Source organism: Cupriavidus sp. F041, assembly GCF_057814235.1.
Window position 1 is genome coordinate 1,717,471 of the sequence record NZ_JBVASY010000002.1, and the last position, 25,867, is coordinate 1,743,337.

At 62.1% G+C, this 25,867-nt stretch carries 26 protein-coding genes and 4 pseudogenes; 18 read left to right on the plus strand and 12 right to left on the minus strand.

Features of this window, described 5'->3' with window-relative positions; genetic code table 11:
• Window positions 1-54: 54 nt before the first annotated feature.
• Entirely contained in the window at window positions 55-519 is a 465-nt protein-coding gene (locus ACZY0R_RS25075) for a cupin domain-containing protein (protein ID WP_488862137.1), read from the plus strand.
• Window positions 520-1,372: 853 nt separating this feature from the next.
• Here the strand turns inward: ACZY0R_RS25075 and ACZY0R_RS25080 are convergent.
• Window positions 1,373-1,504, minus strand: a pseudogene (locus tag ACZY0R_RS25080) (DUF6726 family protein); the annotation flags it as partial.
• A gap of 204 nt (window positions 1,505-1,708) precedes the next feature.
• On the opposite strand from ACZY0R_RS25080, the gene ACZY0R_RS25085 reads away from it, so the two are divergent.
• The 8 genes from ACZY0R_RS25085 (at window position 1,709) to ACZY0R_RS25120 (ending at window position 9,602) form a co-directional block, all read left to right on the plus strand.
• Entirely contained in the window at window positions 1,709-2,599 is an 891-nt protein-coding gene (locus ACZY0R_RS25085; RefSeq protein WP_488862139.1) for an MBL fold metallo-hydrolase, read from the plus strand.
• Between the two features lie 105 nt (window positions 2,600-2,704).
• Window positions 2,705-3,619, plus strand: coding sequence for a LysR family transcriptional regulator (locus tag ACZY0R_RS25090; protein WP_045242454.1), 915 nt, complete (start codon window positions 2,705-2,707; stop codon window positions 3,617-3,619).
• Between the two features lie 290 nt (window positions 3,620-3,909).
• Window positions 3,910-4,668: a 3-oxoacid CoA-transferase subunit A gene (locus ACZY0R_RS25095; RefSeq protein ID WP_488862141.1), complete on the plus strand. Its 759-nt coding sequence runs from the start codon at window positions 3,910-3,912 to the stop codon at window positions 4,666-4,668.
• A gap of 5 nt (window positions 4,669-4,673) precedes the next feature.
• Window positions 4,674-5,336 carry a 3-oxoacid CoA-transferase subunit B gene (locus ACZY0R_RS25100; protein ID WP_488862143.1) on the plus strand — a complete coding sequence of 221 codons (663 nt, stop codon included), beginning with the start codon at window positions 4,674-4,676 and terminating at the stop codon, window positions 5,334-5,336.
• A gap of 73 nt (window positions 5,337-5,409) precedes the next feature.
• Entirely contained in the window at window positions 5,410-6,708 is a 1,299-nt protein-coding gene (locus ACZY0R_RS25105; protein ID WP_488862145.1) for an MFS transporter, read from the plus strand.
• 58 nt (window positions 6,709-6,766) lie between these two features.
• Entirely contained in the window at window positions 6,767-7,105 is a 339-nt protein-coding gene (gene mmlI, locus ACZY0R_RS25110; RefSeq protein WP_488862147.1) for a 4-carboxymethyl-4-methylbutenolide mutase MmlI, read from the plus strand.
• A gap of 93 nt (window positions 7,106-7,198) precedes the next feature.
• On the plus strand, window positions 7,199-7,474 hold the full coding sequence (gene catC / locus ACZY0R_RS25115; protein ID WP_488862149.1) for a muconolactone Delta-isomerase: 276 nt from the start codon (window positions 7,199-7,201) through the stop codon (window positions 7,472-7,474).
• 1,084 nt (window positions 7,475-8,558) lie between these two features.
• Window positions 8,559-9,602 (plus strand): rod shape-determining protein, encoded by a 1,044-nt coding sequence (locus ACZY0R_RS25120; protein ID WP_488862151.1) that lies wholly within the window; start codon window positions 8,559-8,561, stop codon window positions 9,600-9,602.
• Window positions 9,603-10,182: 580 nt separating this feature from the next.
• On the opposite strand, the gene ACZY0R_RS25125 is transcribed toward ACZY0R_RS25120, so the two are convergent.
• The gene (locus ACZY0R_RS25125; RefSeq protein ID WP_488862153.1) at window positions 10,183-10,464 is read right to left on the minus strand and encodes a hypothetical protein; all 282 of its coding nucleotides are present in this window, start codon (window positions 10,462-10,464) and stop codon (window positions 10,183-10,185) included.
• A 315-nt stretch (window positions 10,465-10,779) separates the two neighbouring features.
• On the opposite strand from ACZY0R_RS25125, the gene ACZY0R_RS25130 reads away from it, so the two are divergent.
• Window positions 10,780-11,085 (plus strand): panthothenate synthetase, encoded by a 306-nt coding sequence (locus ACZY0R_RS25130; RefSeq protein ID WP_488862155.1) that lies wholly within the window; start codon window positions 10,780-10,782, stop codon window positions 11,083-11,085.
• Window positions 11,086-11,409: 324 nt separating this feature from the next.
• Here the strand turns inward: ACZY0R_RS25130 and ACZY0R_RS25135 are convergent, their stop codons facing one another.
• The 4 genes from ACZY0R_RS25135 to ACZY0R_RS25150 form a co-directional block, all read right to left on the minus strand.
• On the minus strand, window positions 11,410-12,429 hold the full coding sequence (locus ACZY0R_RS25135; protein WP_488862156.1) for an extracellular catalytic domain type 2 short-chain-length polyhydroxyalkanoate depolymerase: 1,020 nt from the start codon (window positions 12,427-12,429) through the stop codon (window positions 11,410-11,412).
• Window positions 12,430-13,513: 1,084 nt separating this feature from the next.
• Complete coding sequence (locus ACZY0R_RS25140) at window positions 13,514-13,777, minus strand: hypothetical protein (protein ID WP_045241194.1); 264 nt, start codon at window positions 13,775-13,777, stop codon at window positions 13,514-13,516.
• A gap of 97 nt (window positions 13,778-13,874) precedes the next feature.
• Window positions 13,875-14,135, minus strand: a complete 261-nt coding sequence (locus ACZY0R_RS25145; RefSeq protein ID WP_045243134.1) for a hypothetical protein — start codon at window positions 14,133-14,135, stop codon at window positions 13,875-13,877.
• 57 nt (window positions 14,136-14,192) lie between these two features.
• Window positions 14,193-14,450, minus strand: a complete 258-nt coding sequence (locus tag ACZY0R_RS25150) for a hypothetical protein (RefSeq protein ID WP_488862158.1) — start codon at window positions 14,448-14,450, stop codon at window positions 14,193-14,195.
• Between the two features lie 467 nt (window positions 14,451-14,917).
• On the opposite strand from ACZY0R_RS25150, the pseudogene ACZY0R_RS25155 reads away from it, so the two are divergent.
• From ACZY0R_RS25155 to ACZY0R_RS25175, 5 genes and pseudogenes are all read left to right on the plus strand, one after another.
• Window positions 14,918-15,174 (plus strand): annotated as a pseudogene (locus ACZY0R_RS25155) (H-NS histone family protein).
• Between the two features lie 53 nt (window positions 15,175-15,227).
• Window positions 15,228-15,695, plus strand: coding sequence for a hypothetical protein (locus ACZY0R_RS25160; protein ID WP_045243132.1), 468 nt, complete (start codon window positions 15,228-15,230; stop codon window positions 15,693-15,695).
• 174 nt (window positions 15,696-15,869) lie between these two features.
• Window positions 15,870-16,355 carry a SixA phosphatase family protein gene (locus tag ACZY0R_RS25165; protein WP_488862160.1) on the plus strand — a complete coding sequence of 162 codons (486 nt, stop codon included), beginning with the start codon at window positions 15,870-15,872 and terminating at the stop codon, window positions 16,353-16,355.
• 409 nt (window positions 16,356-16,764) lie between these two features.
• A complete protein-coding gene (locus tag ACZY0R_RS25170) occupies window positions 16,765-17,574 on the plus strand; it encodes a ParB N-terminal domain-containing protein (RefSeq protein ID WP_488862161.1) in 810 nt (269 codons plus the stop codon).
• A gap of 558 nt (window positions 17,575-18,132) precedes the next feature.
• A pseudogene (locus ACZY0R_RS25175) lies at window positions 18,133-18,891 on the plus strand (ISNCY family transposase); the annotation flags it as partial.
• 44 nt (window positions 18,892-18,935) lie between these two features.
• On the opposite strand, the gene ACZY0R_RS25180 reads toward ACZY0R_RS25175, so the two are convergent.
• The 3 genes from ACZY0R_RS25180 to ACZY0R_RS25190 form a co-directional block, all read right to left on the minus strand.
• Window positions 18,936-20,993 (minus strand): recombinase family protein, encoded by a 2,058-nt coding sequence (locus ACZY0R_RS25180; RefSeq protein WP_488856674.1) that lies wholly within the window; start codon window positions 20,991-20,993, stop codon window positions 18,936-18,938.
• 286 nt (window positions 20,994-21,279) lie between these two features.
• Complete coding sequence (locus ACZY0R_RS25185) at window positions 21,280-21,747, minus strand: helix-turn-helix domain-containing protein (protein WP_488856673.1); 468 nt, start codon at window positions 21,745-21,747, stop codon at window positions 21,280-21,282.
• A gap of 170 nt (window positions 21,748-21,917) precedes the next feature.
• Window positions 21,918-22,223, minus strand: a complete 306-nt coding sequence (locus tag ACZY0R_RS25190) for a DUF5372 family protein (RefSeq protein ID WP_488856672.1) — start codon at window positions 22,221-22,223, stop codon at window positions 21,918-21,920.
• Window positions 22,224-22,249: 26 nt separating this feature from the next.
• Here ACZY0R_RS25190 and ACZY0R_RS25195 point away from each other — a divergent pair.
• The 3 genes and pseudogenes from ACZY0R_RS25195 to ACZY0R_RS25205 all read left to right on the plus strand — a co-directional run.
• Window positions 22,250-22,874, plus strand: a pseudogene (locus ACZY0R_RS25195) (transposase family protein); the annotation flags it as partial.
• A gap of 810 nt (window positions 22,875-23,684) precedes the next feature.
• A complete protein-coding gene (locus tag ACZY0R_RS25200; RefSeq protein ID WP_488862162.1) occupies window positions 23,685-24,212 on the plus strand; it encodes a helix-turn-helix domain-containing protein in 528 nt (175 codons plus the stop codon).
• The gene (locus ACZY0R_RS25205; RefSeq protein ID WP_488862163.1) at window positions 24,209-24,322 is read left to right on the plus strand and encodes a hypothetical protein; all 114 of its coding nucleotides are present in this window, start codon (window positions 24,209-24,211) and stop codon (window positions 24,320-24,322) included. The genes ACZY0R_RS25200 and ACZY0R_RS25205 overlap by 4 nt, the downstream gene beginning before the upstream one ends.
• A 131-nt stretch (window positions 24,323-24,453) precedes the next feature.
• Here the strand turns inward: ACZY0R_RS25205 and ACZY0R_RS25210 are convergent, their stop codons facing one another.
• The 3 genes from ACZY0R_RS25210 to ACZY0R_RS25220 form a co-directional block, all read right to left on the minus strand.
• Window positions 24,454-24,909 carry a hypothetical protein gene (locus ACZY0R_RS25210; protein WP_488862165.1) on the minus strand — a complete coding sequence of 152 codons (456 nt, stop codon included), beginning with the start codon at window positions 24,907-24,909 and terminating at the stop codon, window positions 24,454-24,456.
• 109 nt (window positions 24,910-25,018) lie between these two features.
• A complete protein-coding gene (locus ACZY0R_RS25215; protein WP_488862167.1) occupies window positions 25,019-25,456 on the minus strand; it encodes a hypothetical protein in 438 nt (145 codons plus the stop codon).
• 18 nt (window positions 25,457-25,474) lie between these two features.
• On the minus strand, window positions 25,475-25,615 hold the full coding sequence (locus ACZY0R_RS25220) for a hypothetical protein (protein WP_488862168.1): 141 nt from the start codon (window positions 25,613-25,615) through the stop codon (window positions 25,475-25,477).
• Window positions 25,616-25,867 lie beyond the last annotated feature (252 nt).

Below are 25,867 nucleotides of genomic sequence, written 5' to 3' on the forward strand. Positions count from 1 at the left end.
CGGGCCGCTGTCGCCTTACACAATACCCGCAGACAAACGAAAGGAGAAAAGACCATGCGTCGCTATGCATCTCTTGCAGCCGTTCCAGTCGCATTTGCTTGCGGCTTTTTTGCATCCCACCTCACCACGCCGGCAGGGGCTCAGACGCCGCCACCGACGATATCGGCGCAGATCATAGACCTGGTGGCCATGACAGATGCCGATATCGGCGCACAGGTCCCGAACTTGGGGACTTTGCGTACAAAGGGCCTGGTCGCGACGCCGTCGGGAACCATCGCGGTGCAGGCCGGCAACGTGCCCAAGCATACGCACATGGGCTCCGATGAAATCCAGTACGTCATCTCGGGAAGTGGCACGTTCTGGTTGGGGAACGAGCAGCGCCAGGTCCACGCCGGCGACCTGATCGTTATCCCAAAGGGCACGGTTCATGCTGGATCGATACCGACCAGCGGAGAATTCAAGGTTCTCGCGATCAAGCTGCCGCCACAGGCTTCGGGCGATATCCAACTGGTGCCGTGAGGCGCAGAAAGGGACCGAGACTGCATCGCGGCGACGATATGGAAAGTGCCCCTCCGACTGTTGCAAGTGATCATTGGCAATATGACGGTCGAAGCGCCGACCCAGCCAAACCAGCCATTGGTCGACCCCATCGCGTAAGTCGGCCAGCACGATTGGGCCCTCGCACAGCGACTCGACCCAATCGAAGATCTCGTATTCTGCGCAAGACGATGCGATGGTGTCATAGTCGCCCGTGGCCTACTGCGAATGCGGCACGGATCGGGGACGTGGCTGCGGATGAGGAGTGGGGATAGCGCCGGGCACCTGGATATACGGAGCAATAATGTACGGGTATGGCGTCGATCCATTGGGAGGCAGTTCCTGGGGGGGTGTCGCAATCGGCTGCGCATCGACGATGGGCTGATGCAAAAGCGGCCCGGTTTGCAGCTCAGTGCCACCGCTCTGTCCGTCGCTGATGCCGCGTTGGGTACTAAGACTCTGCGACCGACTGCTAGTCTGCGGAGCTGCAACTGCCGCGGCCGATACCACCGCCAGTAACACGACGGTCGCTTTGGATCTCGGCAAGTGCATCAGAAGATCTGTAAGCATGAGCGCTCCTGCTGATTGTAGGAATACTGGTACCGGGCCGCGCTGGGGCTTGCGCGCCTGGTGCTTTTCATATGGTTGAAAAAACGCGAGTACCGCCAGGGCGCAACCAATGCCGCCAACCCCATACGAAATCATCTGAAGCCAACGCCGTCTGGTGAATAAGGTGACCCGCCTCTGCGGCGTGCTCCAACGCGTGCTCGTGGGCACCGTGTTCGTGGAATCCCTCAGACATGTCTTTCCCGTGCGAGTCGATGTCGGCCGTGCGGCAGCCGTTTGCAGGAGCGGCAGCTACACCGCCTATCACGGGGATCATCTTAAGGCCGGCAGACACCACACGACAAGGAGCAGCCATAACGCCGCAGCCAGAAAGTCGCGCTTCGGGGAGCTGCCGTCGCAGGGGGGCAGGGCGGCAGGCAGGCGAGGCGGAGGGGCAGGGCAGACGTCGCCGGATGCCGCGGGTAAAGCCGCCTGAAACCCCACTTTCGGAAAGCGAAATTGGCGCCTGCGGTGAAATCGCCGATGCTTGGAGCCTGGCAAGCGGAGCCGCTGATCCGGCGCGCCGGTCCCAGTCCGCATAGAACAAAGAAGGAGACACCGCAACATGATGCAAACGCGCACCGTCGGCGAGCTGAAGGTCACCCGTATCCTCGAATACGCGGGTCCCACGCACGATCCGGCCTTCCTGTTCCCAGACATCGACCGCTCGGTGCTGGATGCGAATGCCGGCCTGATGGCGCCGCACCACTGGATCCCTCACATGAACAAACTGATCGTGACGATCCAGTTCTGGGTGGTGCATGCAGGGAGCCATATCATCGTCGTCGATACCGGCGTGGGCAACTTCAAGCCTCGGGCAGGCATCGCGCGCATGAACATGCTCAACACCCTGGTGCGCGAATGGATGATCGCGGCCGGGGCGCCGCCGGAGAAGGTCACCCATGTGGTCATGACGCACCTGCATGCCGACCACGTCGGCTGGAACACCACCTGGCAGGACAACCGCTGGGTGCCCACCTTCCCCAACGCGCGCTACTACCTCCCCAAGGACGACTTCGTCTTCTGCGAGCAGGGCCGCAACAAGGAGCCGGGCGTGGTGGACGTGTTCGGCGAATCGTTCTTCGACAGCGTGATGCCGGTGGTCGACGCGGGCCTGGCTGAGATGATCGAACCGGGGCGCGAGATCGCCGATTGCCTGCAGGTAGAGGCTGCCGCTGGCCACAGCCCGGGGCAGGTCGCGTTCCGGGTCCGTTCGCGCGGCGAGGAGGCAATTTTCTGCGGCGACATCCTGCACAGCCCGCTGCAGATCGTGCGCCCGGACCTGAACTCCGGCTACTGTATCCGCCCCGACCTTGCCCGCGGCACGCGCCTGACCTTCCTCAACCAGGCCGCCGACAGCGGCGCGCTGGTGCTGCCGGTGCATTTCGGCGAGCCGTACTGCGGCTACGTGCGGCGCCAGGGCCAGGGCTTCCGCTTCGAGCCGGCGGGCTGGTAGCGCGCGGCGGCCGGGCCGCGTGCCGGCGCCCGCTCCATGGCGCCAGGTTTCTCCCGCATCGGGGTTATCATCCCCGCTACACGATTGAGCCGCGAGACCTGCTGCATGGCCGTCCCCTTCGATATCACTGACTTCCGCCTCTTCGTCAACGTGGCGGAAACGCGCAGCCTGACCCGCGGCGCCGAGCGTTCGTTTCTTTCGGTGCCGGCGGTCAGCAACCGCATCAAAAACCTCGAGGACACGCTCGGCGTACGCCTGCTGGAGCGCTCGCCGCAGGGCGTGGCGCTGACGGCGGCCGGCGAGGTCTACCTGCACCACGCGCGCGTCGTGCTGGCCGAGCTGGAGCGGCTCACCGGCAACCTGCAGCCCTTCACCGCGGGCCTGAGCGGGCAGGTCAAGCTGGTGGCCAACACCACCGCCATCACCGAATATCTGCCGCCGGTCATCGGGGAGTACCTCGCCACCCATCCGGATGTGCGCATCGACGTGCGCGAGCGCCTGAGCGATGACGTGGTGCGCGTGGTCCGTGAGGGCGGCGCCGATCTCGGCATCATCTCCGGCAATGTACCCACCGCAGGCCTGCAGGCAGTGCCCTTCGTCAAGAGCGCGCTGATCCTGGTCGCGCCGCTCGGCCATCCGCTGCTCGCGGAGCCGGCCGTGTGGTTCGAGCATTCGCTCGAGCATGCCTTCGTCGCCTTGCTCGAGGGCAGTGCCTACCAGATGTTCCTGACGCGCGCCGCAGGCGCGCTGCACAAGCCCATGACGATCCGCGTGCACGTGGCCAGCTACGACGCCACCTGCCGCATGGTGGCGGCCGGCGCCGGCATCGCCATCATGCCCAAGGCCGCCTTCGCGCGTCTCAAAGGCGAGCAGCGTATCGGCTGCAGCGACCTGCGCGATGACTGGGCCTTGCGCACCTTCCAGGTCTGCGCGCGCGACCTGGAGGGCTTGTCCAGCTTCGCGCGCGAGTTCGCCAACCGACTGATCGGCCACTACGCGCCCGCCGGCGGCGCGGGCTAGCTGCCGCGGAGGCGGCCTGGCCACCTGTCGCGCTTCCTGCCCGCCCAGGGCGCCTTCTCTTTGCCTTCCTTTCCCGTTTGCCGTCGCCCTCGGCACAGCGCGCCGCGCGAGGCCCTTCCCCCTTCGTCGTGCATGGCAGGAGCGCACCTTGCCGATAGCTTCCCGCCAGCCCTTCACGGCGGCCCTGACCCAGTCCTTAACGCAGTGCTAAAGGTGCTTGCAAATCGCGAAATTGTTCGGCCGGCAGGTGCATGGCAACCTTGCCGTACCCGATAACAACGACGCGAGACATGATCGACAAGCTCTACACAACTGCGCGCGAGGCGGTGGCCGACGTGGCCGACGGCGCCACCATCGCCATCGGCGGGTTCGGCGGCGCCGGCATGCCCGACGAACTGATCGACGCCCTGATCGAGCAGGGCGCCAGGGATCTCACGGTGGTGAGCAACAACGCCGGCAACGGCGACACCGGCCTCGCCGCACTGCTCAAGGCGCGCCGCGTGCGCAGGCTGATGTGTTCCTTCCCGCGCCAGCGCGATGCCTACGTCTTCGAGGCACTGTACCGCGCCGGTGAGATCGAGCTGGAAGTGATTCCCCAAGGCACGCTGGCCGAGCGCCTGCGCGCGGCCGGCTGCGGCATCGGCGGCTTCTATACGCCGACTGGCCACGGCACGCTGCTGGCGGCGGGCAAGGAGGCGCGCCGCATCGGCGCGCGCGACTACGTGCTTGAGTATCCCATCCACGTCGACGTGGCCCTGATCAACGCCGCGGCAGCCGATCGCTGGGGCAACCTCGTCTACAACAAGACCGCGCGCAACTTCGCGCCCGTGATGGCGATGGCCGCCACCACCACCATCGCCGCGGTGACGCGTGTGTGCGAACTGGGCGAGCTGGACCCCGAGGCCGTCGTCACGCCCGGCATCTTCGTCAAGCGCGTGGTGCTGCGTGACGGTGCCTGCGCGCAGCCGATGCGCGGGCTGGAAGGCGCGGCGACAAACCTGCAGGCAGGCGCGAAGGCAAGCGCACTCGCAAGCGCACAGGGAAGGTGAAGCAAATGGACCAAGTGGCAAGAAACCTGCTGGCCGCGCGCGTGGCGCGCGACATCCCCAACGGCGCCTACGTCAACCTCGGCATCGGCCTGCCCACGCTGGTGGCAAACCATCTGCCGCGCCACCGCGAAGTCATCCTGCATAGCGAGAACGGCGTCCTGGGGCAGTGGTCGGCCGCAGAACCCGGCCAGGAAGACTGGGAGCTGATCAACGCCGGCAAGGAAGCGATCCGGCTGGAGCGAGGCGCGGCCTTTTTCCATCATGCCGACGCCTTCGGCATGATGCGCGGCGGCCATCTCGACATCTGCGTGCTTGGCGCCTTCCAGGTCTCGGAACGTGGCGATCTCGCCAACTGGCACACCGGCGCGCCCGACGCCATCCCCGCGGTGGGCGGCGCCATGGACCTGGCCATTGGCGCCAAGCAGGTGTTCGTGATGATGGACCACCTGACCAAGGACGGCGTGAGCAAGCTGCGCCGCCAGTGCAGCTACCCACTCACCGGGATGGCGTGCGTGAGCTGCGTGTACACCGAGCTCGGCACCTTCGCGATCGGCCCGCAAGGGGTGTCGGTCATCGAGATCATCGGCGACATGTCGCCGCAGGCGCTGCAGTCGGTCACCGACGTGGCGCTCGACTTCACGACCATGGTCATGGCCGAGTACGCCTGAGCACCGGGCGGGCGGCACGCGCGACAGCAGGACCAAGACAAGACAGAAGAGTCAGAACAGACAGGAGACAAAAATGACAGGTTGGTACAAGGCTGGGAATGCCCAGCAAAAGAAAACGTTCTGGGCCTGCTATTCCGGCTGGGCGCTGGATTCCTTCGACATGCAGATGTTCAGCTTCCTGCTGCCCGCGCTGACCGCGGCGTGGGGCCTGAGCAAGGCCGAAGTGGGCGTCCTCGGCACCGTGGCTCTGGTCGTCACTGCCATCGGCGGCTGGGGCGCCGGCATTCTCAGCGACCGCTACGGCCGCGCGCGCATTCTGGTGTTCGCCATCGTCTGGTTCACGTTCTTCGGCGTGCTTGCCGGCTTCGCGCAGTCGTACAACCAGCTCCTGGTTGCGCGCACGCTGCAAGGGCTGGGCTTCGGCGGCGAATGGGCCGTCGGCGCCGCGCTGATGGCCGAGGTGATCAACCCCAAGCACCGCGGCAAGGCCATGGGCTTCGTGCAGTCCGGCTTCGCCCTGGGCTGGGCGCTGGCGGTGATGGTGGCCACGGCGCTGCTGGCCTGGCTGCCGCATGACCTGGCCTGGCGCGTGGCATTCTGGAGCGGCGTGATCCCGGCCTTGATCGTGCTCTTCATCCGCCGCCACATCAAGGACTCGGCCATGTTCGAGCGCGCCAGGCAGAGCCGCACGCCGCGCGCCTCGCTGGCCTCGGTGTTCAGCCGCCAGTACGCGCGCTCGCTGATCCTCTCCAGTGTGCTGGTGATCGGCCTGCAGGCCGGCTGCTATGCCATCCTGATCTGGCTGCCCTCGCTGCTCGCCCAGCGCCAGGTGGCCGCGTCCTCGATGATCGTCACCGTATTCATCATGTCCTTCGGCTCGTTCTGCGGGTTCGCGGTGGCCGCAGACCTGGCCGACCGCATCGGCCGACGCCCCACGCTGATCGGCCTGGCCGTGTGCGCGTGGATCGTCACCGCCAGCTATATGCTGCTGCCGCTCAACCCGGTGCTGGCCGCCGCGCTCGGTTTCCTGGTCGGCTTCTCCGCGATCGGCATGTTCGCCGCGCTGGGGCCTTTCCTGAGTGAATTGTTCCCCACCCACGTGCGCACTACCTGCATGGGTTTCGCCTACAACGTCGGCAAGTCGGTGGGCGCGGGCTCCGTCGTCGGCGTCGGCGTGCTGTCCACCCATATCGGCCTGGCCAACGCCATGGGCGCCTTCTGCCTTGTGGCCTATGCCATCGCCGTGTTCGGCATCCTGCTGCTGCCCGAGACGCGCGGCATCGCCATCGAGCACATCGGCGCAGCGGAAGGTGCGCATGCCGATGCCCATTCCGCGGCACCGCTCGCCGAGCCCGCGCGGGCGCATACTTGACGCGCGGCGCCGGCAGGCGCGCGCCACACAGAACAGATCCATACCGAGAGGAGACGCGATGATCCGCATGCTGTACCTGCTGGTAAAGCCAGAAGGCATGTCCGATGCCACCTTCCGCGCCGAATGCCGGCGGCACTACGACATGTCGCACGACGTGCCGGGCCTGCACAAGTACGAGGTCCGCTTCGTCGCCGAGCAGCCCACCGACACCCACGTGCCCTTCTTCGACATCGGGCACGTCGACGCCATCGGCGAATGCTGGTTCGAGAATGAAGCGGCCTACGCCACCTATATGACCTCCGACATCCGCAAGGCCTGGTTCGAGCACGGCAAGACCTTCATTGGCCGGCTCAAGCCCTTCCGCACCGAGACGGTCGGCGGCGACGGCGCGGGCTGAGCCGGACCGGCGCCCACTGTCCACTACCGGGCGGCCCCGGCCGGCGCACCGCGCGGCCGTGCGCGCCCCGCAACCATCTTTCAAGGAGACACCATGCTTTATCACGTGCAGATCGACGTTAAGATCCCCGACTCCCTGCCGGTAGAGCAGGCCGACGCCATCAAGGCCGCAGAGAAGGCGCGCGCCATCGAGATCCAGAAGTCCGGGAAGTGGCCCCACCTATGGCGCGTCGTGGGCCGCTACGCCAACGTCAGCATCTTTGACGTGGAGAGCAACGATGAACTGCACGCGCTGCTGTCGTCGCTGCCGCTGTTTCCCTATATGACCATTCAGGTCACGCCGCTGGCGCAGCATCCGTCGGCGATCTGATTTGGAGGAGCGCTACCGGAACGGCACCTACATCCACAGCACCGTTGCGCCTGGCTGGGTCTGCACCGAGATGGTGTCACCCGGATCCGCAAGACCTCCAGCCCCCGTGGGGCGGGCAGGGGTTGTTGGATTGCCCTTTCAAAGCGCCAGGCCCACCAGCGGATTCACCTCGCGTGCAATAGCCCGGCAAAGGTTTCCGCTTCTCGTCGGCGCTCTGGGTGTCGACGGCTCGCGCACAGCGCCAGGCCACCCGTGTGTCAGAAGATCTGCCGCACGCTCACCGTCATCCCCAGCCGTCAGCCTTCCTCGTCGAAGATCACCGGATGAAAGCCCGGAACACCGGGCCCTGTGCTGCAGAGAAATCAGCCACCGACTACCCATTTGGATGGTGTGCGGCCATTGTCTGCGTGTCATTCCGAATCCGCTCGTCACGACCTTGCTTGCGAAGGATCCATGCGCAAAGGGTGGCGCGATGAGTGTTCGATCATCGTCGGCGAACGCCCGCAACGGAATTCGTGCCGGTGAAGTTCAGGCAACTGGTCGAATGTCGGGTGGACAGCTGGTACAGATCAGCCCGGTCCTGCGTTCTGGCAAGCCAGGTAAATGCAGGCTGAATGGCTGTTGCTCGATCACGTCGCCTCTGGCAACGATTGCCGTTCCCGAAGTCCGCGCAATTTGACACGGGAATCGGAGAGAGTCATACGGTATCATTCCCTTCCGCTGATATTCCTGCCCGCCGCCAAAGCACGACGCGAGTGGTTCACGTCACTCGTAGGTGTCGGGCCACAGTATCTCCGATCAGACTTCGTGAGGCTTTTGTGATTCCGATGCTGCTTCTGCGCAGTTCAATAAGTGGTCTACTCGGCGACTCGTATGATGGTCGATTCCGCCAGCAAGCCAGACACCCCTTGGCGGGCCGCCCGAGTTCGATCGCTCTTATTGACTGACAGCGCGCTGGCAATGACACCGAAGCCAGCACCACGTGACGCCTCCATACCATGCGTCGCTATTGAAATCATGGTTGGCGCCACTTCTTGCGCCCGCCGTTTCGCATACTTGCGAACTACCAGAAGAAAGATTCCTGATGTTCGGATTTCTCCGCAGCTACTTCTCCAACGATCTCGCGATCGACCTCGGCACGGCCAACACCCTGATCTACATGCGCGATAGGGGCATCGTCCTTGATGAACCCTCCGTAGTAGCAATTCGCCAGCAGGGAGGTATCAATCCCAAGAAAACCATCCAGGCTGTCGGCAAGGATGCCAAGCAGATGCTGGGCAAGGTGCCGGGTAACATCGAGGCCATCCGCCCGATGAAAGACGGCGTGATCGCCGACTTCACCGTCACCGAGCAGATGCTCAAGCAGTTCATCAAGATGGTGCACGACACCAAACTGCTTCGGCCGTCGCCGCGTATCATCATCTCCGTGCCGTGCGGCTCGACCCAGGTCGAGCGGCGCGCAATTCAAGAATCCGCGCAGGCCGCTGGCGCCAGCAAGGTCTACCTGATTGAAGAGCCGATGGCTGCCGCACTCGGCGCCGGCCTCCCAGTGTCGGAGCCGTCCGGCTCGATGGTAGTGGATGTCGGTGGCGGTACGACCGAGGTGGGCGTCGTCTCGCTGGGCGGCATGGTCTACAAGGGCTCGATACGCGTGGGCGGCGACAGATTCGACGAAGCCATCGTCAATTACATTCGGCGCAATTACGGCATGCTGATTGGCGAGCAGACCGCCGAGGCCATCAAGAAGGAAATCGGCTCGGCCTTCCCAGGCTCCGAGATCCGCGAGATGGAAGTCAAAGGCCGCAACCTGTCCGAAGGTATCCCGCGTCCGTTTACGATATCGTCCAATGAAATCCTGGAAGCGCTGACCGATCCGCTCAACCAGATCGTCTCGGCCGTCAAGATCGCGCTCGAACACACCCCACCGGAACTCGGCGCCGACATCGCCGAGCGCGGCATGATGCTGACCGGCGGCGGCGCACTGTTGCGCAACCTCGATCGCCTGCTGGCCGAGGAAACGGGCCTGCCCGTGGTAGTGGCTGAAGACCCGCTGACCTGCGTGGCGCGGGGTGCCGGCCTGGCGCTCGAACGCATGGGCAAGCTCGGCAGCTTCTTCTCTTACGAGTAACGATTAAGCAATGAGGGGCTAGTGGCATTCCCAACCCCGGCCACCCTTGGTTCTGTTCGCAGTTTGATGCCGCCCCGGTTCCGTATGAGCGTGTTCTTGGGTTGATCCGGTGTGCGACAAGCCTCTGCCTTTAGGCCGGCGAAGGATGGGCGCGGGCGGCGTAGCCCTCCTTTGGCCGGTTAGTGCGGCATCTGTTGCTGTTCGACGTACTGGCGAATGATTTTGACGAGTACCCCCCCGCAGTTCCCGGGGAAGTAGGACGGGCGACGACCGCGTCCCCCACAAACGCTCGCGGATGCTCGGGTATTCCTTCGTTCGCAGCAGACAGCTGGAGACGTCTGTAGCGGATGCCCGTGTGCAAGTAGGTAATCGTCAGGTTCTCCCTTGAAACCCCACTTACGAAAGTACTGGGGTTTTGCTTTTATGGCGGCGACTATATTGGAAGTGCCGCTTGATTCACTCAAAAGCGCGCGGGCGAAAAAAACCCGCCAAAGGAGGCGGGTTGAATCCATGTCGAGGAGACAAGGAGGAGACGGAAATGAGTATAAACCCTATGTTTCCTGATGGCAATGGCTCATCGTTACAATTTTCGCAATGCAACATTGCCTTGAACGCGATGTGACGGCGTTGTCACGCCGCTGTGGTCGTCGCGCAGGATCGCGCGATGAAGAAAGCGAAATCGCGCGATCTCTATCACCGTCACCGGTTTCCGGCAGGGATCTTCAGTTAGGCAGCACGCCAAGCGTACGAAGGCCTGACCCACGTCGCCTCGCGGTAATGAAGCTGCTGCGGGATCGGCAGCAAATTTCCAGCGAAAGCGGCCCCTTGCCCTTCCAGGCCGCTCCAGCAAAGACTTCTTCATGGGCCTTTCCGAACGTTGCGCATTGTCTCGGATTACGGGGACTGCTTTGTTATGGCCTTTCGGAACGCCTCGCGTTTTGTCGGGCTCTCTCGTTTTCGCGCTGTGTGGCCGTCTCGTGGCATCCAGCCTCGCCCGCAAGCAGGACGGGCCGCCAACTAGCTTTTTCAGTGGCTGGTGCTATCTTGTAGTATCGGCGCCCCGGCCAGCCGTGCCGTCGGTTTGCCCACCCACCGCCAACGACAACGTTCTGCGGCAGGAGCGCCTGAGGCAAAAATCTGGCTACCGGGCAGCGACTATGTAAGGAGAAGGTGGATCATGAAGATGCTACTCACAGTCGAATTCCCTCATGAGCCATTCAACTCGCTCGTCAGAGGAGGGAAGGTGGGTGAGGTCATTGAGCGTATCCTGGAAACGATCAAGCCGGAGGCAGCGTACTTTACCGAGCAAGACGGAATGCGCTGCGGGGTATTCCTGATCAACGTCGAAAATCCATCCGACGTTCCTGCTTTTGCTGAGCCCTTCTTTCTCAACTTTCAGGGCAACTGCAAGTTCCGCATTGTGATGAGCCAGGAGGATCTGCAAAAGGCAGGTCTGGAGGCGCTAGGGAAGAAGTGGGCGTGATGAGTGGTCGGCGAAATCGGTAATGGACGGCCTCCCAACCGCCCCGTCCGAGAATGCACCACAGCCGTTCCCGCGCCGACGCAATGCCCCCCCATTGACAAGCGGAACTCCATTATCTGTCGCATCTGCTGCTCGTTAGGCTCTGGCGCCAACGAGAAGCCAGCATTGGCCGAGAACACGACCAGGATTTCCGGTGAGTCGGAAGTGTGCCCATGATTGGGAAAGGCCGGGCTATTCAAGGCAATATTGGCGACTCATCTCCTCAAGCTCTGGTGTTGCCAGCTGCGACAGGCAACACCAGGGCCGCTTAGCGGCCGCCGTACATCACGGCTTGGATAGCAGCCGGCCGACCATGGCGTTGACAGCGCTCAATTGCGACCCCGATTTCAGCGCGTAATCAGCGCCGGTATAACCGAACCAGTCCCAGCAACCTTGCGGATTAAATGGAACCGTAGACGCATTCACTTGCGGGTACAGCACAAGGATGTTGTTTGTGTCCGCCCAGTAGTTGTAGTTCGTCTTCGCATAGAAATCATTGCCGACCACGGCGTCGGACTGCTTGCACCCATGGAATGCCACGTGGACTTTGCACGGTGCTCCCTGAGCGCATGAACTTGGCACATAAACGAAGCCCGTATCCGCCATGCCTGTCGCGGTCGTCGCGAACTCCCGCTGGTTGAACGGCACGATTCTTCCTGACAGACTCTTCGCCGGCGGGTTCAGCGTGCCGTAGATCTGCTGCAGCAACGCGCCAGCCTGATCGTACCCTCGCTTGCCGACCGCGCAGTGACTGATGTATGGAGATGCGTTATCGGAACACACGTTGCCGAACGCCGGTGTGATGAATGCATGGCCGGCTGCCACGTTATTCACATACTCTAGGTTAGACGCAGGAACGCCGGCCTCCTTGAAGAACGACACTGTCGCGTCGACAGCCTGCTGGTAGACAACGGTATCCTTCGTTCCGCTAAATACATAGACCCGGGCCTTCTGCAAATTCGATAGCGGGTCGATCTGACCGAGCGACGCAAAACCCGTTGCGGCGGCTACCATCAGTGCAGGATTCGGCGGCACGAACGGCACCTGCCCCATGCAGATCGTCGTGTTGAGGATGTTCCCAGCCGCACAATAATACGGCCCACCCGCTACCACACCGGCGCCGACGACAGAACCTGAGTATGCGACCTGATACTGGACCGCCATGAAGGCGCCCGACGACAGGCCGGAGACTGAGGTCTGCGATAGGTCGCCGGCAAAAGATGGCAGCGCATCGGCGGCCAGCGCAGTATGAGGAAGATTTGCGAGTGCAAAGGCAACAATGGTAAGGGTGCGAAGCAATTTCATTACGGTAGCTCCTGTGGCACAACGATCGAAACAAAATTGGACTGAAGGAAAGCGCGGGCCGAAAAATCCATTGCCATTTGGGGAAGGCGAATCGAAGGGAGCGAGGCCTCGCATACGCAGTCGTGCTTCAAACTCGCTGTGCTGTGGATCCGCGATAGGGGCAGCCGACTGCGACTATTGACATCGCAACATCACAACTAAATGCAGTGCCAGCATCGTCGAATTCCGACAGGCCGTTTTGGTCAATGCACTGCTTTTGTGCATTCAACACAACGGGCCGCAGTGTTTCCACGGCGGCATGCACGTGTTCTTGGTCTTGTGCTATGCAACATTATCGGCGTTTCAAAAGAGTTTTCGAGCTTATATTTATGCGTGCGTGCGGTATTTGCAACGGTGTCGTCTGGTTGTCATGAGGGTCGCCTAGGAACTGATTGCTAACTTTCAGCTCATGAATTTAATATTAATTAAATCTGCTTTAATTTATATTAAATGAAATTTCATGGATTAATATAGCTGTCCCAGTCGCTTCCACCATGCGGGGGCGCAAGCCGTGCATGCCTTGGCGTAGGAGGCGTCCCCGCGCACTGCCGGCCTATGCCGGTGCTGTCGTGCCTGGTGATGGTGATCACAGGATTACCAATCCGCAACCGATGCATCGTCCAAGTGATGGGAGTGACGATGGCGACCGACAGTTGGGGGAGGCGCAGAAGGTGTAACGGATGGGCAGGTGGCGCATGAGCGCCTGAAGGCCGAAATCGAGGCTGCGCTGCGGCGGGCCGAGCGAGTGGAACCGGAGGTCGCCGTGATAGGGGCGATCAGGTCACCGAATGTGGGCACACCGGGGGACTCGGTCCGTCTGTTGCGTTTCCAGGTACAGATCAGCAGTAACCTTCATCGGCGTGGAGCCGCTTAGCCACTTCTGGTAGATGCTGATGGAGGCGTGAGCGGCAGTGCTTCGGCGGGCATTGTCAACTTAACGCAACCGGATGATGGGCTCCCAATTGATCTAGTGCATGCCGGAGCATTGTGTCAGCTGGCCGTGGAACCCTCGGGGTTTCCACGGAGCGAGGGGGCACATTGCCGTTCAAACCTTGGCGTGGGTGGCGGCCCATTGCGACGGGTTGACGTCGATGCTCAGCGGGCCGAAGCCGGAGCCGATCACGCCGACGTTGTTGAGCGTGTTCACGTTGATGCTTTGCAGCTGGGCGATGTTCTGGTTGACGTTGACATTGACGTTGGCCACCGGGCCCAGTCCTTGCAGCCAGGAATTGCCGCCGCGCACCGCGGTCATGGACTTGCTGTCGAGTTCTTGGGTCAGGGCGAGGTCGCGCACGATGATGGATGGCATGGTGGTTCTCCTTGGCTTCACTGGATGCCTTGAAATGTTCCTGAGTGGCTGCCTGGCAGCGGAGGTGGCGGGGCCGCCTCCGCGTTTGCCGGGCCGTTCAACGATAGATGTTGTTTTGGGCGTTCTGCGTCGAGTGGACATGGGACTTGATGTCGTCGACGAAGGCCGCGTTGTTGCCGTTCATGTTGGTGACGTTCTGCGTCTGTCCGATCAGTTGCTCGGCGTTGAAGGTCGAGTCGATCTTGACCGCGCTGAACACGGGCAGGAAGGGCACGAAGCCGCCGCGCACGGCGCGCATGGCGCGGGCATCGAGTTCTTCGGTGACGGACAGGTCCTTGATGGCGAGGGTGGTAGTCATGGCAGTTCTCCGGGTATTCAGTAGTTTGCGAATTCAGCCTGGGCGGTGGCCCGCGGCTCAATAGATGTTGTTTTGGGCGTTCTGTGTCGAGTGGACATGGGACTTGATGTCGTCGACGAAGGCCGCGTTGTTGCCGTTCATGTTGACGACGTTCTGCGTCTGGCCGATCAGCTGCGAGGCGTTGAAGGTCGAGTCGACCTTGACCGTGCTGAACACGGGCAGGAAGGGCACGAAGCCGCCGCGCACGGCGCGCATGGCGCCGGCGTCGAGTTCTTCGGTGACGGACAGGTCCTTGATGGTCAGGGTGGTAGTCATGGCAGTTCTCCTTGGGAGCGATTGGGACTTGGGTTCGGTTGGTTTGAGCATTGTTTCTGCGCTCGGGAGGTACAAACGCATGGAGTGTGCCAAGGCGGGCCATGTCAGCGCGAATCGCCCGCAAAGGCAGGTTGGGCTTGGGATCGATTTTTTTCGGGCACGAAAAATGGCGTCAAAGCCTAACGCGTGCGGGCCCGGATCTGGCGGGTGCAAACCAACACAACAACACCGTGTGTTTGCTAGTACGAGACACGCTGAGCCCGTGCATCGGAGGCCGGACAGCATGTGCGCAAGCAGCGCGGGCGCAAAGTGCCGAGGGTCTCCGCAGATTTGACTAAAATTTAAGCAACGAGGGCGGCCACGCCCTCCCGCCGGCGCGGATTCCCACAGCCAACCCTGAAGTCCAACGCTCCCACAAGACGGCACAACGCGGTATCCGGGCCGCCCCAAATTTCTTCACCTACACAATGTCGATCGAAATCGAGCGCGCGGAAGCGATTACCTGGGTTCGCATCCAGATGGCCCAGCACGGCCTGACCCTGGCCGACCTGCAGGCCGCCGGCTGCTTTGCCGAGCCGGCGCCGACGCCATTGCCGGGGGCGTGCGCTATCGCAACGCGCAGGGGCAGGGCTGGGACGGCCGCGGTGCCATGCCGGACTGGCTGCAGCGGGCGATCCACGCCGGGCAGACGGTGGAGCATTTCCGGGTCGTGTCAACGGCATAGCGTGTCAACGGATGCCACGGCAAAGGCCCAGCATCAACCATGCAGGAGGCAGCATGCAGGAAGAGTTCGGGTACAAGGATGCGGCCGGTCGATGGGTCGCGGGGTTCGGGTCCCGTCGCGATGCCATCTCGGCGGCAGCGCAGGTGGGCATGACGCAGGTGGTTACCGCGGGCTTTAGCCCTGAGCCTCCCTCCTACTTCGCACGGTTCGAAGCGACGAGGATTCTCGAGCGGATGCTCTCTGGCATGGCTTTGGGCGAGCACGAGGGAAAATTGATTGGCAGCGAGCAAGCCCAAGATGTGCTCGCCCCCATTCTCGCGGCAGCGATCGGTGATGGCTTTCCCGGCCGCGAGTCCCCAGAGTCATGGAAACTTCAACTGGATCTCATGAATCGGCTGGAAGCCGCGGTCGCCGCATGGCTGGAAGAGAATCACCTGGAGTTCGCGCCGCCTAAAGTCGTGGTGTACGGGTCGGAGCAACTCCACGTCGGTGGCACGAATCTGGATGTACCGCTTCGGTAGGCCTTTTTGGGGTAGCTTTGATTTCGGCGCGATTTACGGCGGTTCGCAAGCCCAGCAGCGATGCGAGGTTGAAAACGACGGCAATCGAAAGCATGAAAGGCTAGCACCCCTGTTAGTCGCCGCGGCGGCCGAATAGGGCGATAATGACGATTCAGGCCATCCCTCAGCTTGATCATGAAAATCCTGTTTCTTGTGCGGCATGCCAAATCGAGTCGCGACGATCCGTCCTTGCCCGATCGGCAGCGACAGTTAGACGATCGCGGCCGCAATGACGCGTCCAAGATGGGCAAGCGCCTGACTGATCGCGGGGTCGATCCCGATCTACTCATGTCGAGCCCGGCGCTGCGTGCGCTGACCACGGCGCAACTCATCGCCGATGAGATCGGTTACAAGCACAAGGACATCGTCGTCGATGAACGCCTCTACGCCAGCAACTCGGACAACTTGCTTGCCGTAATCTGCGCACTCGACGACAGGCTAGACCGCGTGATGCTCTTCGGCCACAATCCCGAGTTCACCGACCTCGCGCATCGGCTATCGAGCACGATCATAGACATGCCCACATGCGCCATCGCGGAGTTTTGCTTCGACGCAAAGGCGTGGGCGGATGTCGCGGAGATCGGCCCGGCGAAGGTGAGGGTGGACGCACCGAAGAGATAGTTCAGACTTCGCCGATGTGTAGCGCCGGGCGCAGCTTCATCGGCGCCGCCGGCTGCCATGCCTGAGGCCTCGCCACCTTCGTTGCCCAATGCCGGCCCCACGGCGGCCGCTGCTGGTCGCCAGCAGGGCACAGTGGTCAGGTCACTTTATTCGAGTCGCACGCCCCCCAACGCATTGGCAAGCGGTTCGAGAAAGAGACACGCACGGCAAACTGACAAAAGCTGGCCGCTGGCGAGTTGCGCAACGGCGTGGCTACGCGAATCGAGGCCGACGTGCAGCGCATCGCCAAAGGCCTTGTCCGCCCAGCGCGCAGAACACCGACGCACCGAAGCAAGCCAGCGCAGCGCCGCTGCACGGCTTGAAAAGGCGGCAGTGTGTACACTACTGCGCTACTTTTTTTGTTTGACCCATGACGATCACTATCAACGAAGACCTCCGTGCCTATATCGATCCACTTACAGAAGACGAATACGCGGCATTAGAACGCAGCTTACTCTCGGAAGGGTGCCGCGATGCACTGGTGTTGTGGGGCCATCTCCTGGTGGACGGACACAACCGCTACAGCATCTGCCAGGAGCACGGAATCCCTTTCAATACGGTACAAAACCAGACGTTCCAGTCCATGGACGATGTGCACCTGTGGATGATCGACAATCACCTCGGGCGGCGCAGCGTATCGGATTTCCAACGAGGCGTACTTGCACTGAGGAAGAAGGAAATCGTATCCGCGCGTCTGGCACAAGCGCAAGCGCAGCATGGTTCTGCAAAACCTGCCGGGGCTGAAGTCGCCACGCAATCCGGGGCCGGTCCAGTGTTGACTCGCGAGGCTGTTGCGCGCACAGCGCGGGTGAGCAGTGCGACGCTTGGCCAGATCGAGAAAATCCAGAAGACGGCTGCGCCAGAGTTGGTCAGCGCAGTAAAGGCAGGCGTAATTTCTATTAATGCCGCGGCTGCCGTAGCCTCCTTGCCTGGCGAGAAGCAAGTAGCGGCTGTTGCTGGCGGCAAGAAGGAACTGCGCCAGGTGGCGAGACAGGTGCGCGAGGCCCGCGTGCCACCCAAGCCTGAACCGGCGCCCCCACCCAGCGACGCCACACCCGATCAACTTGCAATTCATCGCCTGACGCTATTGGTTACACAACTCACAGAAGAGCGCGATCAGTTGAAAAAGAAGGTGCAGCACTTGACCGTTGCACTTGCAGAGGCCCGCGGTGGGCAATAGCTTGCTGCGCATAATGTCATGAACGGCCATGGCGTCATGGCTCACCGTTGGCCACAGGAGGACGGAGCTCGCCGGTTGAGGGTCAAACATACCAGCGCACGCAGGTCAGCATTACCTCCAGCGGGTAGTGCAGACGCTTCCGTGATCAATTCAACCGTGCACCGCTGGGCGCTCAAGCTGCTGGAGGCGGTCGCCGTGCAGGCCGAGCGCCAGGCGCACGCGGTCGCGCAGGCGCGTAACGGATGAAGGCAAGCATTGGCTGTTGAATCGAAGCGCACAAAATTAATCGGTACGCCTTGTGACACCGGGGCGTCAGCGCTAATCACACAGCGTTTTGGCACGCTAGCGCGGTTGCATCACGCGATAACGAGGGAAATCGTGGAAAGCCGCGCGAATATTGGCTTGCAGCCTGTTGCGGTTATTTAACATAAGACAGATTATGGGTGCTAAAAATGTTGCAGCCAGATGCTAATGTCGGGATCTGGCTAGATAGAAATGTCGCGGTCAGCGCCATGGGTGCGATGCTACCGGGTTTGTAGCGGGTATCGGGAGGCCGCCATGGCAAGGCCGGATCTTGTGACCATGAGCATGCGAGAGCTGGATCGTCTCAAGGTGATTGACGCGGTAGCCCGGGGCGAGCTGAAGCCGTGGCGCGCTGCTGAGAAGCTGGGGTTAAGCACGCGTCAAGTCGAGCGGCTGACCCATCGATTCCGGCTCGATGGCGCGACTGGGATGCTGTCCCACAAGCGTGGCCGCACACCAGGCAACCGCGCCCTCGATGCTGGCCTGGAAGCTCGCGTGCGCGGCCTGATCCGCGACACCTACGCCGACTTCGGTCCGACCCTGGCCTGCGAGAAGCTGCGCGAGCGCCATGGCATCGCTCTGGCCAAGGAGACCGTGCGCCGGATCATGATTGACGCCGGCTTCTGGGTCCCGAGGAAGCTGCGCCCGCCCAAGGTCTACCAGCCGCGCAGGCGCCGCGCGTGCCTGGGCGAGCTGGTGCAGATCGACGGCAGCGACCATGCCTGGTTCGAGCAGCGGGCGCCGGCCTGCACGCTGCTGGTCTATGTCGACGACGCCACCAGCCAGCTGATGGCATTGCGCTTCGTGCCGACTGAATCGACCCAGGCGTATTTCGAGGCGACGCGGGCCTATATCGAGCGTCATGGCAAGCCGATGGCGTTCTACAGCGACAAGGCCAGCATCTTCCGCGTCAACGCCAAAGATGCCGCCGAAGGACGCGGCTACACGCAGTTTGGGCGGGCACTGTTCGAGCTGAACATCGACATCCTGTGCGCCAATTCCAGCCCGGCCAAGGACTATGCATCACAATGCACCTCATGGGTCGAGTGGGATGATACTTACGCGGTGACTGCACGTTTACCGCGAGATTTGCATTGATGGCGATACTTCACTGGCGCATCCGCGCCAGGTTGTTCGAAGAGGCACTGCCCCTTGTCGTCGTAGCGGTGCGCCACGAGCAGGCCGGCACGGCGCCATATCTTGACGGTAGTCGGTGCGACATCGAGGCACTTTGCAATCTCGTCCAGCGTGAGCAAGCCACGCGCGCGCAGCCTGTCGTAGCGACTTTGCAGATCGTAGGAGAGCCGAATCCGGGTGACCATTACGTGGTGAAACGGTTTGCCCTGACCTGACGTGAGTCCCTGGCGATTGAGTAGCTCTGCCGTTTCACCGTCAGTGTGGTTTTCCAGGAGCCGGTCGATCTCAGCGACGACGGCTGGCGGGGTCTGCCGTAACATCCACGCGGGCTTGGATAGTGGCACGTGCAACGTGTGTGTTGCGCCGCCGTTGAAGCGTATCTGAGCGCTGACGTCCGTGCCTTTTAGCAGGGTCACGTCGCCGATGAGTAGGCGTGCCATGCGCTTGCGCTCACGATCTGGCGTGTGCGGATCGTTCCATAGGCGAGGAAAGTCCTTCGCAAGTGCCATGATGCTCTTGCGCTGTGTGTCGTCAACTCCGGCGCGATCGGCTTCGCGCTGCTTCTCGTAGCGTTCCTGGGCCTCACTGAGAGCGCGCAGCGCATGGTTCCATTCCGCTTCAAGCGAGTCCGCAACCAATCGATGCTCCGGATCGACTTGCATGTAACGACGGCGTGCCAGATCGGTCTCGTAGCGCGCTCGCTCGAGCTCTTGGCGGCGCAGTCGGTCGCTCGCCTCGGTACGGCTCTCAAGCTCGTTCTGCACGGCCAGAGCGACCTCAAGCGTTACCGGCGTGACCAACTCCACGAGCAACCTGCCAATTGCATCGTCAAGCTCACCACCATGGAGACTCTGGCACACAGGGTGCGCGTGCTGAATGCCCCGGCGCTGGCACATGTAATCCGGCACCCTACGCGTGCCTTGGATGTGATAGCGAACGGTCATTCGCTCGCCGCATTTGGCGCAGATCGCCAAGCCTTGCAGCAGCGCCGGCCCCTCGCGAGGCGCCCCTCTCTCACGGTCGAGGCCAAGTGCGTGGGCATTGTCGCGTAGGATTTGAACGTTCTGTTCGAACTCCTCCCAGCTCACGTAAGCCTCGTGCGCATCGCGAATCAGCGCGGTCCACTCCTCGGGCGGCAGTCGCAGGCAGACGTTCTGACCATTGGGATGCTTGCGTTGCCGCGTGCGCCCAAAGCAGAATGCACCGGCATAGCGCGGATGATGGAGAGCCCACAGCACGCGTGCGTGTTCGAGCTCGGTCCACAGCACATCGCCTTTGCGCTCTCCGCGGTGAATCCGGCGCGGGAACTGAAGACCCTGGTCACGAAAGGCCTTGACGGTCGCGGTGGCAGAGCCCGTGCGACGAAACGTGCGGAAGAGCTGACGAACACTCTCCTGGATACGTGCATCCGGGTCCAGGCGCACGCGCCCCTCGGTGTCGTAGACAAAGCCGATCGGCAGCCGCATCTCGAGTTCTCCGCGGCGCGCCTTGTTGAGGATGCCACCGCGTAGCCGTGCCCGCATGACGTGCAACTCTGCCTCGCTCATCGTGCCCTTCAGGCCGAGCAGCAACCGATCATTGAAATGCGCGGGGTCATAAATTCCATCTTCGTCAAGAATTAGGGAGTCGGCGAGTGCGCAGATCTCCAATAGCCGATGCCAGTCGGTTGAGTTGCGCGCCAGCCGAGACACCTCCAGACCCATTACGATCCCGGCCCGTCCCAGGCTCACCTCGGTGACGAGGCGCTGGAAGCCCTCGCGCTCGACCGCAGATGCACCGGATAAGCCGAGGTCCGAGTCGATGACCACGACTTGATCGTTGCGCCATCCGAGCGCGATGGCGCGCTGTCGCAGAGCATACTGGCGCTTGGTGCTCTCGGTATTCTCGAACATCTGCCGCAACGAGGACTGCCTCACGTACAGATAGGCGTTCCTCTTGAGGTGTCTTGCCTGTACTTTCGAGTGGGTCTCTGCAGTCATGTCATCCCCTCTAGCGCTGTCGCGATTGCCATGGTTGCCACGATGTCAACCAGATTCCGTTCGATACCTACAGGCAGGCTCAACCCGCTCCTCGCGGCCACGGGCACTGGGCGAGGCGAGCCGTCTTCGGCCGCACACTTCATCCAGGCGGCCATCCCCTTGAACATGACAAGTGCGCGACCGCGCATCATCGTGCGGCCGCATTCGCTTGGCTCGACGACATCTTTACGCAACGCCTCGTAGTATCTGGTCAGCACATGAACATCAAGCGTTGCCGCGGGGGCTTTTATGGCCGTTTTTTTTTCGACCGCGCCAAGGCGCGTTCCACGGTGCGTCGATGCACTGTCAAACCGAAGCGTTCCGCGATCCGTTCGACAAGAATTTGCACATCGAGACCATCCTCCACGGCACGTGCATCTTCGATGAAGCGCATCACGTCGTCGGTGATTTTGTGTGGCCCGTGGGGGCCTCGCTTGTCTGGCAGCAGCCCGACCAGGCCCTCTCGATCAAAGTCGGCCTGCGCCTTGTAGAACGTCGGTCGGCTGACCCCAAAGTGCGCAGCGGCATCGGCGATGGCCTGACCATCGACACGTACGCGACGCAGCATTTCATAGCGGGCCTGAACCAGATCGCGGGGGTCGAAGAAGTCGCTGGCGATAAAGGCGGGATCATCGATGCCCTGCGAGTGAGGATTCACCGTGCCGCTCTCTTCGAGCGCTGCAAGCTTAGGGTCGGGTTTTCGAATGCGAGTCATATGTAATCTAAATTATGCCCACGCATCACCTATGTCAAGGTTTTTTACTAGAAAAAAGTAGAGAATGCCCGCAGTAACTGTATAAACGAACCGCATTCAGTGTCATGGCGCCCATGGATAGGTAGATGCACGGGATACTAAATGGCATAAATATCTTTACATAAGCGGCATTATTCCCTTGACACCTTGCGCTTGCGCGCTTGCGGCCTTCCAGATCGCTTAGCCTCCCGCTGTCGGGCAATCAGCGCGACAAGTTGCAACAGGTCCTCTACTCGGAAATGCGATCGTCCGGCCGACGTTACCTCGAATACGTTTGGCGCCGCTGCGCTCGTCCAGGCCGCCGGCATGCGTCTGAGGTTGCCCATTTCGTCGTAGAAATAGATGCGGTCCTCTCCCCACGCATTGCGCCATTCCAGCAGCGCGAATTCTCGCCCGTAAAGCGGATGAAAGGGATGGGTAACCCGGAAGGATTGCATCCCACCGGTCAGATCACGTGTAGTTGACTGCTTTTGAGAAGGGCCGCGTGGAGCGGATGAATGGCACCCTGCAGGACCGCCTGGTCAAGGAACTGCGGCTGCGCGGCATCAGCACCATGCCAACCGCCAATGCCTTTGCGCCGGCCTTTATAGCCGACTTCAATGCCCGCTTCGCCAAGCCGCCGCGCAGCGATTTCGATGCCCACCGGCCGCTGCGCGCGGACGAGGATCTGACCCGGATCTTTACCTGGCGCGAATGGCGCAAGGTGTCGCAGAGCTTGACGCTGCAGTACGACAAGGTCATGTACCTGCTGGCGGACCGGCCCGAGTTCCGGCGGCTGATTCACCGCTACATCGAGGTGGCGGAATATCCGGACGGGCGGATCGAGCTGTGGGCCGATGGCGTCGCTCTCCCCTACACCACCTATGACCGGCTGGCCGAGATCGACCAGGGCGCGATCGTGGAGCACAAGCGGCTGGGGCACGTGCTGGCCATTGCGGCCAAGGTCCAGGCGTTGCGTGACAGCCGGCACACCACGGGGCCGTCGCGCACGCTGTCGGGCGAGCCCCCGCGGCCACACCAGCCTGCGCCGCACACCAAGCGCCAGCGGCTGATCAATCGGCTGGATCTGGAGCGCGCCATCGCAGGTTCCACCGCCCCACCCGGTGCTGGCTTCTCCCCTTCCGGCCCGCTTGACCGCGTTACGGGTAAACCACAAAAAGCACGACCGCACTGACATTTCTAAATGGCCAGCCCACCGACTGGCACTGGTCGGTCAAGCTCCTTTTGCTGGGGTGGTGCGCGATGGTGCTCTACCTTGCGGCAAAACTCGCCATGGGTATGGCGCTGCAACGCCCACCTGAACGCAAGAGCGCCCTGGCTCTCAGAGCAACGCACAGATGCACCCCACGCGGCGGGAAAAGGCAGCAACCAATGAGAGGGGGTCGGGACACGCGGCAGCTTCGCAAAGGACGCCATCGCACAACCCGCTGCTCGGTCTGCGGAGTGCCCTCCGGGCCGGACACGATACAAGCACAGAGATACGCCGGTCGCGCTATGCCGCCAAGACCAGCGCGCAGACACTCCCGACGCGACCCTACGTGGAGCGGCCCGGGCGCGTCGCGCACGCTGTCGGGCGAGCCCCCGCGGCCCGTCAACCCGGCACCCCACACCAAGCGCCAGAGGCTGATCAATCGGCTGGATCTGGAGCGCGCCATCGCGGGTTCCACCGCCCCACCCGGTGCCGGCTTCTCCCCTTCCGGCCAGCTTGACCGCGTTACGGGCAAACCACAAAAAGCACGACCGCACTGACATTTCTAAATAGCCAGCGCGCTGACATCTAAAAACTGCCTCGACAAAAAATTGTTACGGCCAAATCAGAATGTCCGCTTATAGCCAAGTTCAAATGTCCGAGTTTGGCCCGCGTAAGCTTGACGGCTTCCAGCGCCACGGAGCCCGTCATGCCAGCAGGAGCCATTACCATGACGATGCGGCAGATTGACCGGCTCAAGGTCATCCAGGCGCTGGCCGACGCCTATCTCAAGACCAGGATTGCGGCCTCCAGACTCGGACTGACTCCTCGCCAGACCTTGCGCCTGCTGCGGCGGTACCAACAAGATGGCGCCGCCGGTTTGCTCAATCGCCACCAGGGTCAATTGGCCAACAACCGGACACCGCCGGGCCTTGAGGCGCGGGCGCTCGGCCTGATTCGCGACAGCTATGCCGGCTTCGGCCCGACCCTGGCCTGCGAGAAGCTGCGCGAGCGCCATGGCATCGAACTGGCCAAGGAGACCGTGCGCCGGATCATGATTGCCGCGGGTTTTCGGGTGCCGCGCCGGCTGCGTCCGCCTATCGTCAGCGACGCTGATGGGGTGCGAACCCACAAGGTGCATGTATGTGTCAGTGGCCACTGGCAGATTGAGCGAATGCTCCGTTTGGCAATCTTCTTAGGAGCGATCCCGGTATCCGACAGCAGTATCAGGATTTGAAATTTCAGCTCGAATCAAGCAACCGTGGAGGCATCGGTGAATATCTTGCGCAGAAGGCCCCCTTCATCAATGCTTTGATGGGGCCGCGTCCGAGCTTAGCGAAGGAGTAAAAGTCAGGATTCTGCCGCTGCCGCTCACCCTCACCTTCGGTCAAGCGGCAACGACAAAACAGATCGGGGTCTGTATCCACAATCGATGGCCCAAGTTCTTGTGCTAGCCCCGCGCCGTCGCCGCCATAGCACTACAGGAAATCGATTTGCACCAGCGTGTGGCAGTAGTCGTAGGTGGCCGCACCATGCGTGCCATCTGTCGGCCCGCCGAAGCCAGGGGTTAGCCGTAGGTCCCTGAGTACCTGGACCGTGAGCCCGAGCGTCATGTGTGGACGCCAACCGTTCGCGGGTTTCGCAACACGAAGGATGTAATAGCCTTTGCAGGCCTCGACCGAAAAGGCATCGGCTCCCGGCGGTGCAGAGATTTGATCGACCTGAACGATATCGAACTGGCCCGTACCGGTGATTTCGGTGTGCTCGACGTTCCGGAACGCTCCGAGGTCGACCGCCCGGAAGCTTTTGATCCCAAGGCCCGACACACCCAGTCCCCGCACGTCAGTTACGGAAACCTTGAGGTAAATCGCTTGCTCCATGGCGCCAGCCTGGAGGCCATACTTGTCCAGAACCGCTTCGACGCGACTCACCATGACGCCCTCCTTTCCCTGCCAGTCCGGCTTCTACAGTCCACTACTAGCAGATTCCCGCGACATTTCAAGGACATTGCGGAGGCCGTAAACGTGTCGGTGACTTCGGCAGTCAGCCAAAGCAGCCCAGGTAGTACTGCTGGGCACGCAGCGCGTCGACACCCTCGCGGTAGCGATCGGCACGGCTCCAGTACTCAGTCTCGTTCATTGCGCGTTCAGTCGCGCGCACCCGGTAGTCGAGAATCAGGCACTGGTTCAGGAAGAGGTTCTGGGTCCGCAAGTTCCATTCCTCGTCCCGCGCCCGTTGCGCCCTGACCTGCTCCGCTGTCTGCGCGCGGATACTCAAGTAGGCCTGATTTGCCTGAAGGGTTTTCGCGACGTTGGGCACCGTGAGCAGGTGGCCCTGCATGGTGCCGGTGACATTCATGTAGCCGGCCGGACAGGACGCCGCCGTGTAGAGGATTTCGCCTCCACTCCGGCATTTTGTGACGCCCTGCGCCAGGCCGCTGGCGACCAGCAGCGCCATCATCACGGCAAGTTGTCTGGACATGGCAGCGACCTCGTCGAATCAATATGGAATCAATGTAGTCCAGATCAGCGCCGATGCCAGCGGCTCGCGCAGCGCCTTGTCTTGTGGAAGGTGGCGGTTCGTCAGCCATGCCGCCTGCCACTGGTCGCAATCGTTGCTTTGGCCACCCGGCAATGCCATTTGCCTTCCATTTGTTGTGAAAAGCGCACAAAACTTTAGGCAGGAGACAACTAAAGCACAAAGACAGCACCTGGCAATGCCGTGCGAAGCCCTGTTCTTGGCCTACGCCGTGGCGTGCGCTCCTTCGACCTCTTCCATTACGCGCACGTGTCCATGCCCAATCGCAATGGACGCGATCGTCGCCCCTGCAGGCACCCGGCGCGCCCTCCCCCCAATTAGATCCTCCGTTACCCGAGGTGCCGAGTCGCTCCC